The sequence below is a fragment of the Nostoc sp. genome (assembly GCF_036917615.1).
In the GTDB taxonomy this organism is placed as follows: domain Bacteria; phylum Cyanobacteriota; class Cyanobacteriia; order Cyanobacteriales; family Nostocaceae; genus Nostoc.
In genome coordinates this window covers 14,077-32,215 of the sequence record NZ_JBALCZ010000092.1, presented here as the reverse complement: position 1 = coordinate 32,215, position 18,139 = coordinate 14,077, and the positions used below count along the sequence as shown (strand labels likewise).

Here is an 18,139-nt window from a genome sequence, read left to right as displayed (position 1 = left end):
TTATTGATAGCTGTTTACTTATCATGAGCAAAACTGATAAATAATACAAGTATTTCAGAGCAACCGATATCAGCTATTCTAGAAACTACAAATCAACAGGATTTACCAAGATGACGACTCATTTTATTACCGCAGAAATTAATTTACAAGAAACTCCCGCAGAATTACTAAAAGCAATTGAAACAGAGTTGAACAAACAGGGGGAACCCCTTCGTTGGGCAATTACTTCTGTGGACATTGACCAACAAAAAGCTACAGTTGAAGCTGTGGTAACTACACCTAAGAGTTAGGAGTTGGGAGTTGATGGCTTCTGAATTTATATAGCAATACGGTTCGGTTAAGCTCCACAGTCCTTAAAGATCCTCCATTATCCCCCTTAAGAAGGGGGAAATAGAGCCATTCTTAGCCCACTTTTTAAGGGGGGAACCGGATCAAAGTCCCCCTTTTAAAGGGGAGCCACTGCGCCCTTGCGCTCTGCCGACTTTTTCGCTCTTAGCGTTCCCCCTCTTTAGCACGTGGCGTGGATTTAGAAACATCTAAAACTTTTGATACCGAGAAGAGAACTTTTCAAACATCCTCTTAGAGAATTTATTTTTTTAACTTCCATAGAGATTGCTTGTGCTTGAAAACTAAAGCTATGTTCCAGTCGTGTTCTTTTTTCAAGGTATCTTGTAATTTTTCAGAAGCATTCAGGAAAAATACATCAGTAAAAGTATTAGTAATTTGTTTAATATCTGTTTCATGAAATAATTGAAATTTTGTTTGTGGTTCTAGAAGATAACTTATAGATAATACATTTCCCCAACCCCAATCATTCCCACATTTTAAACAAATAACTAAAGGATTTTGAGATTGCTTAATAATATTTACCATAGGGATATTATCGGCACTATAACCTTTATTCCACCAAGTACTTTTCGGAAAAATAATCACACATGATATTATTTGTAGAGAAATTAAGCCAAGGAGTAATAGTCTCCATAAATGCTTACGCATTGTCATATCTGGAGATAAGATAGTTTTTTGAGCTAATAAATAAGCCATAGCTAAATGGCATCCTAAATAAACAGGAATCGAGTATCTCCCAATGACGGAACGAACCCCACCAAAAATTACATCGGGTATGGCTTGAGCTAATGCTGTCAATGAAATTAATATTAAAATAAAAGACCAAGTTGACTTGGGCGTTCTACGACATAGAAAATAAACTGCATAAATAAATAAAATTACTAAGAGTCTAATGATTAAAAACCAGAGATTATTTTTTAACTGCTCTGGGTAACTATACTCCGGTGTTATATCAAAAAAAATCCGCGCCCGATTAACCTGCCATGCATCTACTAAATCATTTAGCGGCACAATCCGCTTCGACCATTCTATTGTTTCTTGAACTTTGTTTGATTGAGTATTAATTAAAAATAACCAAGGAAGAAAAGCTAAGATTCCAGCTAATAATGCGCTCAGATAAGCAGTCAATATTTTCCTGGCTCTGACTCCTTGATTGACAGCTACATAAATACCTTGCCCAATCGCTACCAAACTAAACAATAAATGTGTGTATAATCCCAATAATAAACTGACAGAATAAATACTCCAACTTGCTTTTGTATTCAACCTCATTGCTCTGAGCAATGCAGCACTAGATAGTAAAATATTTAGTGTATACAAACTATACATTCTTGCTTCCTGGGCATACACAAAATGAAATGGTGATACAGTTATAATTGCAATTGCTACTAAACCGACGATTTTTGATTTAAACAATTCCTGACATAGCCAATAGAGAGCAGGAAAAACTAATAAACTTATAAAGGCAGAAAAACTTCTTGTGGCTGCGACTGTAGTTCCAAAGCATTGCACCCACAAGTTTGTCATCACAAAATATAGGGGTGGATGTTTCGGATCTTCTAGCGCTAAACCTTTAACAATATCAATGATAGTTTTTCCAACAACAGGACTTTGATATTTTTCTAATAATGTTCCAGCAGTTAATATTTGACTATTAACTACTTCCTGCATTAAATCTGATTTTGTACTACCATAAATTCTTAAATAAGTAAATGTTTCATCTGCCCAAGATATTTTTCCATCAAGATTAATGAATCTCAACAATATCCCTATGACTATCAAAACGATAGTTAGTAGCTTGAAACTATTAAAGAATAAATCATCATCTGCTTTTTGAATTGTTTTAGATGAGTCAGGCATATAAGCAAAATATCAATTATCATCAATAATGATTTTTAGTTTATCAGTTTATTGGACTTTGGAGACAAAAGGTAAACATGGATATTAGGTCAATCAAAATATTGGATCACAAAACTTCTTTGTAAAACGTCTAATTCATAACTCATAACTTAGGACTCAATATGCAACGTCCATACACCGCTATCTTAATTGTACCAACTGGCGTTGGGGCTGCTATTGGGGGTTATGCAGGAGATGCTTTACCTGTTGCCAAAGTTATAGCGCAGGTTTGCGATCGCCTAATTACTCACCCCAATGTCCTTAATGGCGCAAGTTTGTATTGGAATCTCCCAAACGCTTTTTATGTTGAAGGTTATGGACTTGACAAATTCGCCTCTGGATGCTGGGGTTTACGTCCAGTCCGCAGCAACAAAGTAGGTTTGCTTTTAGACCAAGCTATTGAGCCAGAGTTGCGACTACGACATATACAAGCCGCAGATGCAGCCAGAGCAACTCTGGGATTGACTTTAACAGATTATGTAATTACTGATGCACCATTAAAAGTAGAATTACGGGCTACAGCATCGGGAGCTAGTTGGGGAACAATTGGCAACCCAGATAGCTTGTTACGGGCAGCTGAGATATTAATTAAAAAAGCGGGGGCAGAAGCGATCGCAGTTGTTGCCCGTTTCCCCGATGATATGGACTCAGAAGCAGTACAGAAATATCGCCACGGTGAAGGCGTCGATCCTTTAGCGGGTGCAGAAGCCGTAATTAGCCATTTGCTAGTGCGAACCTTTCAAATTCCTTGCGCCCATTCTCCTGCCCTTTTGAGCGAACCTCCACAACCTGATTTATCTCCCCGTTCCGCCGCTGAAGAATTGGGCTATACCTTTTTGCCGTGCGTCCTTGTAGGATTAAGTCATGCCCCACAATTTATAATAGAGAAAAGACTGATTGCATTGGAGCAAGAAGATATTTGGGCAGATCAAGTGGATGCTGCGATCGTACCTGCAACTGCTTGTGGTAGCAGTGCTTTACTGAGTTTAAGTCAAAGACGATGCCAAATAATTACAGTAGAAGAAAATAAAACTCTGATCAAAGTTCCTCCCCAACCCTTGGGGATCAAAACTATACAGGTAAACTCATATTTAGAAGCAGTGGGTGTATTAGCAGCACACAAAGCAGGCATCAATCCCTTTGCTCTCCGTCCCAATTTATTACCTTTGCAGTCAGTAATTTAGGAGTTAAGAGTTAGGAGTTTGGAGTTAGGAGTTTGGAGTTATAAGTTATTTCTCCCCCTGCTCCCCTACCTGCCCTGCCTGCCCTGCCTCCTCTGCCCCTGCTCCCCCCACTCCCCACTCCCCTTAAAAACCCGTGGTTGAACAACACAAACAAGAGCCAGAAATTCCATACCTGACGCGCATCCAAATACTTGGGGCGATGGGAGCGACTGCAATCATTTTATTGATAGTCGCCAAAGTTTCGTTGCACTTTGGCAACTTTTCCCTATTTTATTTGAACTTGAACCAAAGAGAATTGCTGTTAGGTGTAGGGTTGGGGTTCGTCATCACCGCGTTAAGTAGCTTAACTTATCGCCTTTGGACTGCCTATCGTAAAAGTGCAGATTATTACCTAGAAGTAGTACTGAAACCTTTAGCTTTACCAGACTTAATTTGGCTAGGGTTACTACCGGGGTTGAGTGAAGAATTAGTATTTAGAGGTGTGATGCTGCCAGCTTTAGGCTCTAATATTATGGCTGTAATTTTATCCAGTCTTTGCTTTGGCATCTTGCATCTTAGCGGTTCCCAACAATGGCCTTATGTGATTTGGGCAACAATTGTCGGGATGATATTGGCATATAGTGCGCTGCTCACGGGCAACTTATTAGTGCCGATTGTCGCTCACATTATTACCAATTGGATTTCTAGCTATTTCTGGAAAATGTGGCAATTGCGGCAATTAAAAAATAAATAGGTAACCGTGTAAACACAAGTCATCCAATTACTCAAAACAAAAAAAAACAGGACTTACGCAGAACTCTCTGAAACTCTTATTCCTTTGTGTCCTTTGTGTCCTTTGCGTCCTTTGCGGTTCGTTTTATCATCATTTTGCGTAAGTCCTGGAAAAGAAAAACCTCACCCTGTCCTATCGGACATCCCTCTTTGTGAGTTCGGAAAGGAACAGCTTTTGCATAGCAAAATCTTTCTTGAGGTATCTCAGGGGCTGCGCGATAAATATTAAATGGCCTCACCAAAGACTTGTGTGTATACCGTAGCCTAAAAGGAGGAGCCACTGCGTTGGGCGGCGAGCCACTCTTGTTGCACGTGGTGTCAGAGGCTTTGAGGCTTAATCTCCAACCCTTATAGCGTTGGGGCTAGAGATTAAGTCTGTATTGAACTCAACTGAGAAAGGCTATATCTTACAGCTTGAGCATTTATAACCACAGAAGAAGTTGTGTTAACTATAGCTTCAGCATTAATAAATGCAGAACAAGTTGTATTAACCACAGCTTCAGTATTGATAAATACAGAACAAGTTGTATTAACCACAGCTTCAGCATCTATAACCACAACTTAAGTTGTATTAACTACAGCTTCAAGTCTACTTATAACATCATGAGCGTTTGTAACTACAGCTTCAACATTAATAAAGATTACTTAAATTGTATTTAATATAATTTCAATTTTATTTATATATGATGAATCTTTTATAAAGCATGTTTGTGCAATGCCTGCGGGGGTCACTGAGCTTGCGATGCCCTGAGCTTGTGGTAAAGTCTGCGGCATAGCTTGTCTGCGACACGCTGCGCGAACGCTTAAGGCGCAGCCTCTCGTAGAGAAGGGTCGAAGTGAGGGCTACGCTTACGCAGTTACAGAGATTTTTAGTTAAGTAGACTACAGTCCATGAATATATATAACACCTAATCTCCTCCTTACGAGGGAAGAGGAAAAGTAAGTCTTTGTGTTTTAAAAACTTAAAATACTTGTTTTTGCGTTGCTCTCCCTTTTATTACAGCAGAGGTTAATTATTCAGTAAGTTTTATGTAGAATTTGGTGGTGAGCTTATTTACTTGATTCTGAATTGCAGCAATCCAGGTTTCATTTATGAGTCAGTCTTTTTCTCAAACCCAAGCAAGACGAAATCGCCAACAAAAGCTGTGGCAACAAAAATGGAGTTTAAAGACTAAAGCAATAGTTTGGGCACTAGGCATCAGTGTCCTTCCTGTGGTTGCAATTGGAACAGCTACTTACTACTACGGCATTAATTTAATTACCAAACAAATTCCGCAAGTCAGACAAGAGAGTGCGAAAAGTTCAACAGAAACTGAACTTGCTCTACAGGGACAACTGTCACTCTTGTTAGCTGGTATGGGGGGAACAGCAATTTTGGCAGGTGCGATCGCAACTTTTATGGCTAATCGAGCTATTAGTCGAGTCAGCAAGGCTGCCGTAACTTCTAATATTATCAAAAATAAGCTACGTCCAGACAGTGACTTTACTAAAACTTTCATCGCTAGCGAAGATGAATTAGCGATGTTAGAGAGAAACATCAACTTATTCACAGAGCTGCTTTCAGTTTTGGGACAGCAGAAAGAAGCCGAAGCTGATTACTCCCAACTCTTGATGAAAATTACCCGCTGGGTTCGAGAATCATTCAATGAAGAGGATGTTCTCAAAACTACATCAGAGGAAATTCGTAAAGCTTTAAACATTGATCGTGTAACCATCTTTTGCTTCAACTCCAATACTAATGGAAGCTTTATTGCTGAATCAGTAGCAGTTGGTTTACCGAAAATGTTAGGGGTTACAATCTCTAACCCTTGGTTTGAGGCAGGGTATATTGAAAAATACCATAATGGTCGCATCCGTGCTATTGATGATATCTATCAAGCCGATCTCAATGATGGTGATATCGAGTTGCTGGAACAATTTGGTGTCAAATCTAATTTAGTAGCACCTATTCTCAAAGGCAAGCAGCTATTCGGTTTATTGATTGCACATCAGTGTTCTAGACTTCGCTATTGGCAGCAGTCTGAGATTGATTTGTTCGCTCAGATAGCCATGCAAGTGGGATTTGCTCTTGATTACGCCAAGCTTCTAGAACAGGTAGATACGAAGGCAGATAAAGCTGAGGTATTTATCGAAATTACCCGCAGCATTCGCCAATCGCTCAACGAAGAGGATGTGATCAAAACCACTGTGGAGGAGGTTCGCAAAGTACTGAGTACTGACCGAATACTAGTTTATAGTTTTGACGCGAATTGGTCTGGAACTGTGATTGCTGAATCAGTGGTTCCAGGTTATCCCAAAGTTTTGCGAGCTGAAATCCAAGACCCATGTTTCACTCAAGGCTATGTAGAAAAGTATCAGTCTGGTCGTGTTCAAGCCACAAACAACATTTATGAAGCCGATTTGAATGATTGTCATATTAACCTGCTCGAATCCTTTGCTGTGAAAGCAAATTTAGTAGCCCCTATTCTCAAAGATGAACAGCTATTTGGCTTATTAATTGCACATCAATGCTCCAGACCCCGTAATTGGCAAAAGCCTGAGATTGATTTATTTACCCAGATAGCCATGCAAGTAGGATTTGCTCTCGACCATGCCAGACTCCTGCAACGAGTCAATGCTGAAGGTGTGCAAAGTCAGTTGTTGGCGGATACTATCGGCAGCATTCGCCAATCGCTCAACGAAGAGAATGTGATCAAAACTACTGTAGAAGAGGTTCGCAAAGTACTGGGTACTGACCGAGTACTGGTTTATAGCTTTGATGCTAATTGGTCTGGAACTGTGATTGCCGAATCAGTTGTTCTCACCTATCCAAAAGTTTTGCGAGCTGAAATCGAAGATCCATGTTTTGCTGAAGGTTATGTAGAACAGTATCGATCTGGTCGCGTTCTGGCAATAAACAACATTTATGAAGTTGGTTTGGCTGATTGTCATATTAGCTTACTTGAATCCTTTGCTGTGAAAGCAAATTTAGTAGCCCCCATTCTTAAAGATGAACAGCTATTTGGCTTATTAATTGCACATCAATGCTCCAGACCCCGTGATTGGCAACAACCTGAGATTGATTTATTTGCCCAGATAGCTATACAAGTGGGATTTGCTCTCGACCATGCCAGGCTGCTGCAACGAATCGAAGCTGAAAGTATGCGAAGTCAGTTACTGGTGGATATTACCCGCAGCATTCGCCAATCGCTCAACCAAGAGGATGTGATCAAAACCACCGTAGAAGAGGTTCGCAAAGCACTGAGTGTTGACCGAGTGCTGGTTTATAGCTTTTACGCTAATTGGTTGGGAATTATAATTGCCGAATCAGTGGTTCCAGGTTATCCCAAAGTTTTGCGGTCTAAAATTTACGACCCTTGTTTCACTCAAGGCTATGTAGAAAAGTACCAGTCTGGTCGCGTTGTCGCAATCAACAACATTTATGAGTCCGATTTGGCTGATTGTCACATTAGCCTGCTCGAATCTTTTGCTGTGAAAGCAAATTTAGTAGCACCCATTATCAAAGATGAGCAGTTATTTGGCTTGTTAATTGCACATCAGTGTTCTGAACCCCGTGATTGGCAACAGCCTGAGATTGATTTATTTGCCCAGATAGCGATGCAAGTAGGATTTACTCTCGATCATGCTAGGCTCCTACAAGCGTATGAAGCTGCTGAAGCTAATGGTTAATAGCTTTGTCAGGAGTAGCAAAAGTACCGCCGTTATTAGCGATGCTCAACGAACAAGGTTGCGATCGCTTGCAACAGTGCATCTCTATCTTTTTGTGCCAGTGTTGCGCTAATTTTAGTTGAAGAGATGGAAATTATTCTCCAGTAACTTTCTTCAAATTAGAGTTCCCACATATACTTTGAATTTTGAATTTTGAATTTTTTATGTCTTCTTCTCAAAAACTGCGACAGTTACTTGCACGTCCTGAAATTATCGTCATCCCAGGTGTTTACGATTGTCTGGGAGCCAAGCTAGTTGAACAGACAGGTTTTGAAGTAGTGGTTACAAGTGGCTTTGGGATTGCCGCTTCCACACTGGGTTTACCAGACTACGGTTTTGTCACCGCTACCGAAATGCTCTATAGTGTGGGACGAATTGCTCAGTCGGTGAATATTCCCCTAATTGCAGATTTAGATACTGGTTATGGCAACGCTTTAAATGTTGTCCGCACGATTAAGGATGCTGTCCAGTTGGGGGTGGCTGGTGTACTACTAGAAGACCAAGAATGGCCGAAAAAATGTGGACACTTTGAGGGCAAACGAGTTATTTCCCAGGCGGAACACGTTGGTAAAATCAGGGCAGCTGTGGAGGCGCGGGGTGATAGCGGTTTAGTAATCATTGCTCGCACTGATGTCCGTGCGTCACTAGGTTTAGAGTCAGCGATCGCTCGTGGTCGGGCTTACATTGCCGCTGGTGCAGATATACTATTTGTAGAGGCTCCCCAGTCTATTGAAGAATTAAAAGCGATCGCCGCAGCTTTCCCGGATGTGCCACTAGTAGCTAATATCGTTGAAGGTGGTAAAACTCCGGAAGTTTCTGTGGCAAAGTTACAACAGTTGGGCTTCAAAATTGTGTTTTTCCCTCTGACTGCCCTACTAGCTGTCACAAAGGTAATGACTGCTTGTTTTCTTCATTTAAAAGAACAAGGAACCACCACTGAATTACCTGATTTGGTTAGCTTTCAAGATTTTCAAGAACTCGTCGGCGTTCCTCAATATCTGCAAATAGAACAGAAGTTTAAATCATAACTGTTGTTCCTTGTCAATTGAAAATTTACGTTAGGCTTAGTGTACCTTTTGACAAAGAGGCTGCCAGAGCGATCGCTAATGGCAAAATCCGATGTTCCTGAATTTGAATCCGGGCGTGGAGTGTTTCTGCTGTATCATCCGGCAATACTGGTACTGCGGCTTGCATTAATATTGGGCCACTATCCATTTCTAAACAAGCTATATGCACTGTACAACCAGTGATTTTTACCCCAGATGCCAAGGCTTGTTCTACGGCATGGATTCCCTTGAAACTAGGTAACAAACTAGGATGGATATTAATAATCCTCTCAGGAAAGGCATCAATGAAAACTGATGTTACCAATCGCATCCAACCTGCCAAAATCACCCATTCCACATCGTAGTGCCGCAATGTCTGCACAATTTTCTCATCAAATTCTTCTCGGCTTTGATAGTTGCGGTGATTCAATAAAACAGCTTCTACACCTCTATTGGCTGCTCTAACGGCTGCTTTCGCTGAGGGGTTATTGTAAATTAAAACTTGAATTTGGGCATTTAGCTGTCCATCTTGGATAGCTTGGGCAACTACATCAAAATTGCTGCCATTCCCAGAAGCCATAATTCCCAGTTTTAAAGGGGCGACTTGTTGGCAATCATCGCTAATGTTGGGAGAAACCAAGCTAAGGGTAGAATCAGGGCGGAAGGTCATAAACAGCTAAGAGGGAAAATTATAGATGTCAAAAATATATACTAAGTCGTGGTTGGATAATGATACAGTAGCTGCCTAGATTTTTCTCACATAAAAATAAACGCTTACTATAGGCGCTATCTGCGACTAAGACGGGCGTGGATATGGTGTTGTATCAAGCGCGAATAAGTGAAAAGTGCGTTGTTGTGGTTGGTCAATTAACTCAGACACAACCCTAATTAAGTTGTTTGGTTTTTCTGCTTTTTGTTCTTCGTTTGTCTCCCGAATACCTATATTAAATGATTCTTTGATTGCTTTATAATGGAGTTATAGCTTCTAGCAAACAAAGGGCTTAAAGATAACTCTGCAATGGAATCGGCTCTCGTATTCCCAGCTATTGCATCCAACAAATCCATACAGGCATCGCTACATGATTCAAAACATTTGTAAAGTTTTTGTCTAAAATCAAGGAAAAAGCGCTATTAATTAATTGGATTTAATTGAGGCATAGCCATCAGTATTTACCCACAGACACTTAGTCGTTGATATTACTGCTAGATGAATAAATTTATCTTTTTTTTATACCTGTATTTTGTTTGCGTAAATCATCCGCGAACTCATTCTTTTTTGTCCAAAGTCCAATAACAAATATCAACTAGCAAACGTACATGTAGGGGATGATACAAAATGTCATCTTCGTTGTCATAACTTAGGAGCTTTGTGGTGATGAAATCTTCAAATTCGTTTTTAGCGGTAGCACTGGCGATCGCTTCCTTGAGTTTTAGCGTATCCGTCAAAGCCGATACCGTGAATGCCCGTTGCGATGTGTTCCCAAAAGGAGAAGACCGCGCCACATCCTCTGGTCGGTGTACCTTTTCCCAACGGCAGGGTGGGGTTAGCATTCAACTGGAAAATGGTAGTAGCTATGACCTGCGCCCTTCGGGTAATCAACCCGGCAATTATCGCGATCAAAATGGTGATGCTGCCTATCGAGAAGCTGGACTGGGTGACAAGGGACAGATTTATCGCCTCGCCACTGAGTCAATTTTTGTCTATTGGGATACAGCTACCTCTAGACAAAACTCAGGTAACAGAAATCGTAGGGCTGCTGCTAGGCGTCAGCCTGATGCGGGTACTACCGTCTCTCGGTTGGGTGATTTAGTGGGGGCAAGGGCAGGACAGGCAGAAAACACAGTGAAACAACGGGGCTATCGATTCGTCAAGAGTTCTCCTTCGGAAAATTCTGTCTACAGCTTCTGGCTAGAAGGCAGAACCAACTACTGTGTGTCCATCCTAACAGAGCAAGGACGCTACCAATCGATCGTTTACACGGGTGGGGCAAGGGATTGTCAGAAGTAGTTGCTATCTGGACAAACAATCCAATTTAGAGGGCAGTGACTTAAGGAGTAGATATTACCTACTTCTTAAGCCAGGTATCGGTTAACAGATTGTTTGTCGTCTTAACAGATTAATGGCGTCCGATCAGAAACTGCTAAAATCTCAAATCAACTCAGATCAAGGAGTTATAATTTTTTGAGCATCCTTCACAAGGCACGGATTAGCGATCGCTTCAACAACTGAAAACCATATGATGTAAGGTTTTCTCTTTCGATAACATCAATCTGTTAACCGACACCATATAAACTTAATGCAACCAATAAAAACCTTGCGAATAGTAGCCCCTACTATTTTGGGTTTATTGACTCTTACAGTGACTCATTCTGTTAATGCTCAAGCAGTGATTGATACTTTAGACAACGGTAATCTGACTGTGACTGGCATGAAATCAGGAAGTGGCTGCACTGTCCTTTTTAAGCCTCAGGGAGAGATCCTTCAACGGGGCCGATCCTGTAATTCAACAGAAGTCCGTAAAGCCCAGACAGCGATCGATAGCTACCTGCGGGAACAAGACACATCTGACAATCACAATGGCAGATCGTCGCGCCAAAGTCTGACGTTGATCTGCTATGGTGAAGGTCGCAAACCGGGTCTCACAAACGGCTATGAATATGAATGGAACGAACGCCGCCATCGCTACGAATCACGTAATCGCATAGAGTCAACGACTGACGACTTCGATTCCGATGTTCAAGTTGAAATCCGTGGCACAGAAGGAAAAATCCATCTGACCGGAAAGCTTATCGCCCCGATCAATTCGCGCGGTGACAATGGATGGTGGAAACTCGACGACCTTCAGGTCGAACCCGATCGAATTACGGGAAAATACCGGATGAACGGGCTAAATAAACCGCGTGTCAATATTGACCGGCGCAGCGGCAGGATCGCCATAGATGGGATTGAAAAGTTCCGGGGAAACTGCGACTCAGGCGATTGGAGCGGTAGCAGGAACCGTTTCTAGCCTAAGAACTTACCCAAGCGATCGCCTATGGTAAAATCCGATGTTCTTGAATTTGAATTCTGGCGTGGAGTATTTCTGCTGTATCATCCGGCAGTACTGATACTGCGGTTTACATAATTATTAAGCTAAGAGGAAAAATTATAGATGCCAAAAATATATACTAAGTCGTGGTTGGATAATGATACAGTAGCTGCCTGGATTTTTCTCACACCAGCACTAATTTTGCTGGGCGTTTTTATCATTTGGCCGATCGCCTATTTGTTTTATCTCAGTTTCACCGCTGGTAGTTTCACTTTAAAAGGTACTTATTGGATAGGCTTAAAAAACTATTGGCGCTTGCTACTCAACCCCGACTTCTGGCAAGTTCTGGGTAACACCTTTTATTTTACTGTTGCCACGATCATTCCCAGTTTAGTTATCTCTTTGGGGTTGGCTGTGCTATTAAACCGCTCCATTCCCTTGCGGGGAATCCTGCGAAGTGCCTATTTTCTACCTTCAATTATCTCACTTGTGGCAGCAGGTTTGGGATTTCGCTGGCTGTTTCAAACATCAGGGCCAGTTAACGGACTTTTAAATTTTTTTGGCATTCCAGCCATACCCTGGCTAGGAGACACATTTTGGGCAATGCCGGTACTTATTTCAATGAGTATTTGGAAACAACTGGGTTTCAATATGGTAGTTTTTTTAGCAGGGTTGCAAGCAATTCCTCTCAGTCGTTATGAAGCAGCAGATTTGGATGGAGCAAATGCTTGGCAACAATTTTGGTATATTACTCTGCCCGGATTGCGCCCGACTGTGATATTTGCAATCATCACTACCGCGATTTTTACATTGCGGAGTTTTGAGCAAGTTTATGTGATGACGGGCGGGGGGCCACTGAATTCGACTAATTTGCTAGTTTACTATATTTACCAAGAGGCTTTTGGTCAGTTTGATTTTGGTTATGCAGCAGCAGCAGCGACGGTGTTACTAGCAGTGACGCTGGTACTAGTGTATTTGCAACTGCAAACTTGGGGAGAGGAGTAGGGGGAGTAGGGGAAGCAGGGGGGATTTTGGAAGTTGCTAAATTATCTCGCTTTCTCTGCAATGCGAAAAAATGCAGTGCATTCAATTAGAAATAGCTAAAGTTTTTACTTCTTATACTTATATAAGCTGCGATATTCCCAAGGATTCACAAATTTAGTATCACTCCAAACGCCAAGCCGTTGTTCTTTCGCCTCAGCTTCGGCTTGTTGAACTAAGTTTTTACTAGGACACTTGTTTAAATAGGGACGATACACTTTTGCTAACCCTTCTTGCAACAATACCTGTTGTACAAAAGTGCCATTTTTTAACCGGACTTCGGCAATTTGGCGTCCATAACGATCGCGATCAGTGATATTCAATGTCACGCGATCGCCTCCTTGTTGCACCAGTTGTTGCACTCGTTGTTGGGCTTTTACACCCCAAGTAAATTGATTGCGATCGCTAGTGCGTTTACTCTGCTTTTCTTTGTTAGTATGAGCTATTTCTGGCGCATCTAGACAGGCAAAGCGCACGGTAAGATTTTTGCCATTGGTATCTTTCACTACTAAAGTATCGCCATCACTCACTCGCTCAACCGCGTCTCCAGAAGTACTGACAAAGCGATCGCAGCCGATCAAACCCAAAATCATGATAGTTGCACAAAGCCAAAATCCCACTGGTTTAGTTAATTTATCCATTCAAACTTACCTGCATTACCTCTGTGGGATGATATTAGCAAAATGCAAAGATATATTTGTTAACTGTAGGCAATTCAAAATCCCAAAAGCTAAGACCCTTTGGCGGCAACCGAATAGAAAATGCAGATTAGTATAAGAATTGTAACCTTCCAATTGTTAGCGGGAATTCCTGATGAACTTCTTGACTCACATTCTGCATTTAGCTGGTTCAGGTGCTTTTGCCTATTACTCTGCTGCTCAAATTCGTGATTTGAAAACCCGCCCCAACATCCTTGCGGGGTTTCAGTTGGCCGAATCTGGCTCTGTGCCGTTTTTATCTGCACTTAGCGATCGCGCAGCTGCTGAAGGCGATACATGGCTAGCGGAAAAACTAGCAAAACATGCATCAGATGAAACTAGGCATGGTAAAATTTTTGCCCACGCCTTACAGCAGTTGGATAAACAAGTTATAGATTTCAAGCGTCAACCCCAAACTCCATCCACAAAAAAATCACAGCAGCGTAGTCCCTTTTTCGCAGCATTCTTTGAGGGCTACCCTCAAGAACAGCTCAAACCTGCTGTGATTGATTGGAATGTGTTTATGGCTAGCACATACATTCTGGAGTTAGATGCTAGCAAAGACTTTGCGCGAATGGCGAAAGTATTACCTGATAACGAGCCAACTGCTCGGAACTTGAAGTTAGGAATGCTAAATATTGCCGAAGATGAAACTGGACACGCGGCTTATCTCTACGAAGCGATGATGCGACGGATGTCTGCAACTGAAGTGCAAAAACTCGTAGATATGTGGCGAACCCGCAAGGTAAATGCCGTGTTGGCAATGGTTGGCGGTATTCTCCAACGCAATGGTGAAACGCGATCGCTAGTCCAAGATAGTGCGCCATCGGAAATCGATTCTGAATTGATAGCTACGTAATTATAGATATCCTTGAGTATCTAATGTTAAAAAATTGAGAACATTTAACATCTAGCTTTCAAGGCAGGAGGTCTACCTCTTGCCTTTTTTAAATTAATTCCCCACTTCTTTGACGCGCTATTCCCAAATAGTTTTTAACCTGAGGATTTATTTTTTCACCAATATAATCTGTTTATTTACGCCAACCTGTACTAGTAAGTGTTTACCTAATTTTTCAAAATCGTGAAACTTTTACTAAACTGGTAAAAAATTCAGTGCAAAAGCCATTTAAAAAATTGTAACTTAGCCTTATTGTACTTTTATCCTCTTTATCCTACCAACAAAAAATAAAGTCAAAAGTCTTATTAAATTAAGACTTTTGACCAAAAAATCATAATTAATAGCATTGTGTAAGAAAATCAAGGCTTCAACTTTCTTCCTAATATGAGGTTTAAAAGTTAGCTTCGATTTTTAGTTGGCGAAAGTGATGGAGAGGGTTAACATAGTCGAATTTAAAACTATTAACAATTGTGATAAAAACTAATAACTCTACCAGCGTGTTGCGTTTTTGAATAACGACGAAACAATTACCAATTATTAAGAAGAAAGATAACGCTGTATAAGTATCAAATTAGGTAACTATATGAAAACTTTTGCAATATCATCTACAGAAGCTCTTGCTGGTTCTGATTTTTGGAAACTCATTTTTAGTGTAGACATCTCTATCGTCAACACACCGATACCGCTGTTCAAAATCGTTTTTAATGGCGTATCATTTCCTTATTCCTTTTTCCGCAATCTAAATCTTTACACTTTGAATAATTATTGAAATTTCAGTGAAATTACGGATTATTCTGAAGAGTTTATATTGTTATATATAGTACACTGATCGGGATAAACCAGGAGTAAGCCAATAAAGGCGGTACAAGCGTAACATCAATTTGAAAAAATGCATACGTAGAAGAGTGCAGTATAAATTACCCTATATCGCACGACGGATGGATGCGAAGACTCAAAACTCAGGAAAAATAGTATATTGTCATCCATCAATAAATTGTTGTTGTAGTTTGAATTGGTGAATTCTGAATTCGGAATAATTTTGGTCATTTACGACTCAAGTGTACTTCATACTTGTGCTAAAAAATTTAATAGAAAAACATGACTAATTCAAATCAAGAACTCAAACCTACCCTCGGACTGGTAGCAATTACAATTAATGCAATGGCGCTGATTGCACCGGGTGCCTTTCTGTGGACAACGTACCAACTTCAAGCACCTCCCGATTCTGCTAAGAATATGTGGGCAGCGATCGCTCTTGCGACTTGTATTGCCCTGATGACAGCAAGTTGTTATGCAGTACTCTCTAGGGCTTATCCTGAAGCAGGTGCAGGCAGTTCCTACTACTATGCAGAAGCGGCAATTTTAGCAAAAGAGGAGCATAAGCACTTTCGTTTAGCGCGTTTGGCAAAGTTTGTGACTGGCTGGGCAGCGCACTTATACTACTGGGTGTACCCTGGCATTATGATTAGCTTTATGGGAACGCTCGTCGTTTACATTGGGCAACTCTTTAATCCTGATTTTGCTTCGGGTTGGTTCAGTAAAGCCTTAATTTGTATTATCTTTGCTGGGGTTGTTGGCGGTATTGCTTTGATGGGCGTTACTGGTTCTACCATGATCAATATCATCATCAATATAGTTCAGATTAGCTCTCTGACGTTTCTTGGGCTGTTGATGATTCTTTACCGATTAGGGCATTCCAACGTGAATTATGAACATGCGAATGCGCTTAGTGTCGTTGTTCCTCACGATTTGTCTGGATTGATTTATCAAGCTACTATCGCGATTCTTTTAGTAGTTGGATTTGAATCTGCAACCGCAATGGCAGGAGAAGCGGTTAATCCTCGACGAGATATTCCTAAAGGTGTTATTTTATCGTTATTTATCCAAGCTTGTTTATGCTACTTTTTTGAGTATTTTGCGGCGAACTTTTTTATTGGCTCTCAATATACTGCAACCGTTGATGGTAAAACAGTGACAGGATTTACAGCAGCATTCTCATCGGGTGCGCCGATCGGAGACATAACAAAAATTTTGGGGAATACGCTGCTGTTTGGCAATGGATTTATTTTACAGATTATTATCGCCAGTACGGTAGTGATGGCACTCTTTGGAACTGCGCTTTCAGCGCTTTCAACGGGAGTACGAATCAGTTATGCAATGGGAATAGATCGCGAGTTGCCAATAGTTTTTGGCTTCTTACACGGTCGCTACAACACACCCTATATCGGGATTTACTTTTTGACTGGACTATCGGCTTTGATTGGTGCTTACGCAGTACAGAATGTAGATAACGTCACGATCGTCACGTTAGTTTCTAACATTGGTACGTTTATGCTTTATGGACTTACTTGCGGAGTCACGTTGATTGCAACCTTAGAACACTTGTTAGATGGCGAACGCAATCGAATTAAGACAATTGTAATTCCCTTGTTAGGCTTGGTGATGAATCTGCTGATGGTTTGCGGAATTTTCTATTATGGTTTGACCGGAACTGGTAACGCAAAAACGAATTCTCTAACGGCAATCGGGATTGCGATCGCCTTCTTCGTCGCTGGATTTGCTTACCTGATTGGAGATAGCTTACTCAAAGGCAAACCGCTGTTCTTGCCGTCCAATTTCAGTCATCCATTACGCGATCAAGCCAACTCCAGGCGGTAAAGTTCTTGAACCACAGCGCTTTTTGATCATTCTTATTCATTCAAACAATTAATAAGAATGCTTTCCCAAGTTAATCATGCGTCAATCCTAGCTGTCAAACAAACTTCAATCATTAGGCAATTGCAATCTTATGAACTTAATTCTTGCCATGATTCAGCCCTCTAAATTAGATCCTGTAAAGGAAGCTTTGGTCAAACTTGGTATTCAGGGAATGACCGTTACAGGTGCGAAGGGCTTTGGACGGCAAAAGGGGCAGCCGCTTGCCTTTCTGGGGCTGTTAAATATGGAAAACAAACCTTTCACGATCGACTTTGTACCCAAAGTTAGAATTGAACTTGTAGTTAACGATAATATGGTGGATATGGTTGTCGATACTATTGTGGCAACGGCTAAAACTGGGACTATCGGCGATGGCAAATTGTTTGTTATTCCAGTTAGCAGAGCGGTTAGAATTCGCACAGGCGAAGAAAATGAAGCAGCTTTGACCATTGAAGAACCTGCAACGCTAAGTCATCCGCTTAAAGAGTAATGATTCAATCTTTGTTGCTTTTTGTACTGGCTGGACTATGTGAAATTGGTGGAGGCTATTTATTCTGGTTGTGGCTGCGCGAAGGAAAAAGCCCTTGGTTAGGCATTTTTGGGGTGATTATTCTGGCGATTTATGGTGTCCTGCCAACGCTACAACCTCTTAATTTTGGACGTGCCTATGCTGCCTATGGTGGCGTTTTCATTGTACTGTCGATTCTATGGGGTTGGATAATCGATCGGGTTGCTCCTGATAAATACGATTGGTTGGGAGGATGGATAGCGCTTCTAGGCGTTTTAGTCATTTTGTACGCGCCTCGACACTAGAAATCAA

General features: G+C 41.1%; 16 protein-coding genes and 1 pseudogene. 12 read left to right on the top strand and 5 right to left on the bottom strand.

The genetic code is table 11. The features are described from left to right. Nucleotides 1–110: 110 nt before the first annotated feature. A complete protein-coding gene (locus V7K85_RS34415) occupies nt 111–290 on the top strand; it encodes a hypothetical protein (RefSeq protein ID WP_334820888.1) in 180 nt (59 codons plus the stop codon). Nucleotides 291–588: 298 nt separating this feature from the next. Here the strand turns inward: V7K85_RS34415 and V7K85_RS34410 are convergent, their stop codons facing one another. Further along, nucleotides 589–2,208 carry a glycosyltransferase family 39 protein gene (locus V7K85_RS34410; RefSeq protein WP_334820887.1) on the bottom strand — a complete coding sequence of 540 codons (1,620 nt, stop codon included), beginning with the start codon at nt 2,206–2,208 and terminating at the stop codon, nt 589–591. A 161-nt stretch (nt 2,209–2,369) separates the two neighbouring features. Between V7K85_RS34410 and V7K85_RS34405 the strand changes: the two genes are divergently transcribed. Together V7K85_RS34405 and V7K85_RS34400 are read left to right on the top strand one after the other, a co-directional pair. Next, a complete protein-coding gene (locus V7K85_RS34405) occupies nt 2,370–3,431 on the top strand; it encodes a DUF3326 domain-containing protein (RefSeq protein ID WP_334820886.1) in 1,062 nt (353 codons plus the stop codon). 133 nt (nt 3,432–3,564) lie between these two features. Then, on the top strand, nt 3,565–4,164 hold the full coding sequence (locus V7K85_RS34400; protein WP_334820885.1) for a CPBP family intramembrane glutamic endopeptidase: 600 nt from the start codon (nt 3,565–3,567) through the stop codon (nt 4,162–4,164). Between the two features lie 407 nt (nt 4,165–4,571). On the opposite strand, the gene V7K85_RS34395 is transcribed toward V7K85_RS34400, so the two are convergent. Continuing rightward, entirely contained in the window at nt 4,572–4,760 is a 189-nt protein-coding gene (locus V7K85_RS34395) for a hypothetical protein (RefSeq protein WP_334820884.1), read from the bottom strand. A gap of 534 nt (nt 4,761–5,294) precedes the next feature. Here V7K85_RS34395 and V7K85_RS34390 point away from each other — a divergent pair. Together V7K85_RS34390 and V7K85_RS34385 are read left to right on the top strand one after the other, a co-directional pair. Beyond that, nucleotides 5,295–7,871 carry a GAF domain-containing protein gene (locus V7K85_RS34390; RefSeq protein ID WP_334820883.1) on the top strand — a complete coding sequence of 859 codons (2,577 nt, stop codon included), beginning with the start codon at nt 5,295–5,297 and terminating at the stop codon, nt 7,869–7,871. A 203-nt stretch (nt 7,872–8,074) separates the two neighbouring features. After that, nucleotides 8,075–8,938, top strand: a complete 864-nt coding sequence (locus V7K85_RS34385) for an isocitrate lyase/PEP mutase family protein (protein WP_334820882.1) — start codon at nt 8,075–8,077, stop codon at nt 8,936–8,938. Between the two features lie 25 nt (nt 8,939–8,963). On the opposite strand, the gene purN is transcribed toward V7K85_RS34385, so the two are convergent. Continuing rightward, entirely contained in the window at nt 8,964–9,626 is a 663-nt protein-coding gene (gene purN, locus V7K85_RS34380; RefSeq protein WP_334820881.1) for a phosphoribosylglycinamide formyltransferase, read from the bottom strand. A 705-nt stretch (nt 9,627–10,331) separates the two neighbouring features. On the opposite strand from purN, the gene V7K85_RS34375 reads away from it, so the two are divergent. Both V7K85_RS34375 and V7K85_RS34370 read left to right on the top strand, forming a co-directional pair. Further along, the gene (locus V7K85_RS34375; RefSeq protein WP_334820880.1) at nt 10,332–10,964 is read left to right on the top strand and encodes a hypothetical protein; all 633 of its coding nucleotides are present in this window, start codon (nt 10,332–10,334) and stop codon (nt 10,962–10,964) included. 289 nt (nt 10,965–11,253) lie between these two features. Next, nucleotides 11,254–11,964 carry a hypothetical protein gene (locus tag V7K85_RS34370; RefSeq protein ID WP_334820879.1) on the top strand — a complete coding sequence of 237 codons (711 nt, stop codon included), beginning with the start codon at nt 11,254–11,256 and terminating at the stop codon, nt 11,962–11,964. Between the two features lie 25 nt (nt 11,965–11,989). Here V7K85_RS34370 and V7K85_RS34365 read toward each other — a convergent pair. After that, nucleotides 11,990–12,070, bottom strand: a pseudogene (locus V7K85_RS34365) (phosphoribosylglycinamide formyltransferase); the annotation flags it as partial. Nucleotides 12,071–12,108: 38 nt separating this feature from the next. Between V7K85_RS34365 and V7K85_RS34360 the strand changes: the two are divergent. Further along, nucleotides 12,109–12,990: a carbohydrate ABC transporter permease gene (locus V7K85_RS34360; protein WP_334820878.1), complete on the top strand. Its 882-nt coding sequence runs from the start codon at nt 12,109–12,111 to the stop codon at nt 12,988–12,990. Nucleotides 12,991–13,094: 104 nt separating this feature from the next. On the opposite strand, the gene V7K85_RS34355 is transcribed toward V7K85_RS34360, so the two are convergent. Beyond that, complete coding sequence (locus V7K85_RS34355) at nt 13,095–13,667, bottom strand: thermonuclease family protein (RefSeq protein WP_334820877.1); 573 nt, start codon at nt 13,665–13,667, stop codon at nt 13,095–13,097. 172 nt (nt 13,668–13,839) lie between these two features. On the opposite strand from V7K85_RS34355, the gene V7K85_RS34350 reads away from it, so the two are divergent. From V7K85_RS34350 to V7K85_RS34335, 4 genes are all read left to right on the top strand, one after another. Beyond that, complete coding sequence (locus V7K85_RS34350; protein ID WP_334820876.1) at nt 13,840–14,583, top strand: ferritin-like domain-containing protein; 744 nt, start codon at nt 13,840–13,842, stop codon at nt 14,581–14,583. Nucleotides 14,584–15,720: 1,137 nt separating this feature from the next. Then, nucleotides 15,721–17,280, top strand: coding sequence for an APC family permease (locus tag V7K85_RS34345; protein WP_334820875.1), 1,560 nt, complete (start codon nt 15,721–15,723; stop codon nt 17,278–17,280). A 130-nt stretch (nt 17,281–17,410) separates the two neighbouring features. Further along, on the top strand, nt 17,411–17,809 hold the full coding sequence (locus V7K85_RS34340; RefSeq protein ID WP_334820874.1) for a P-II family nitrogen regulator: 399 nt from the start codon (nt 17,411–17,413) through the stop codon (nt 17,807–17,809). Next, entirely contained in the window at nt 17,809–18,132 is a 324-nt protein-coding gene (locus V7K85_RS34335; RefSeq protein ID WP_334820873.1) for a YnfA family protein, read from the top strand. Before V7K85_RS34340 ends, V7K85_RS34335 begins: the two co-directional genes overlap by 1 nt. The last annotated feature ends 7 nt before the right edge of the window (nt 18,133–18,139 follow it).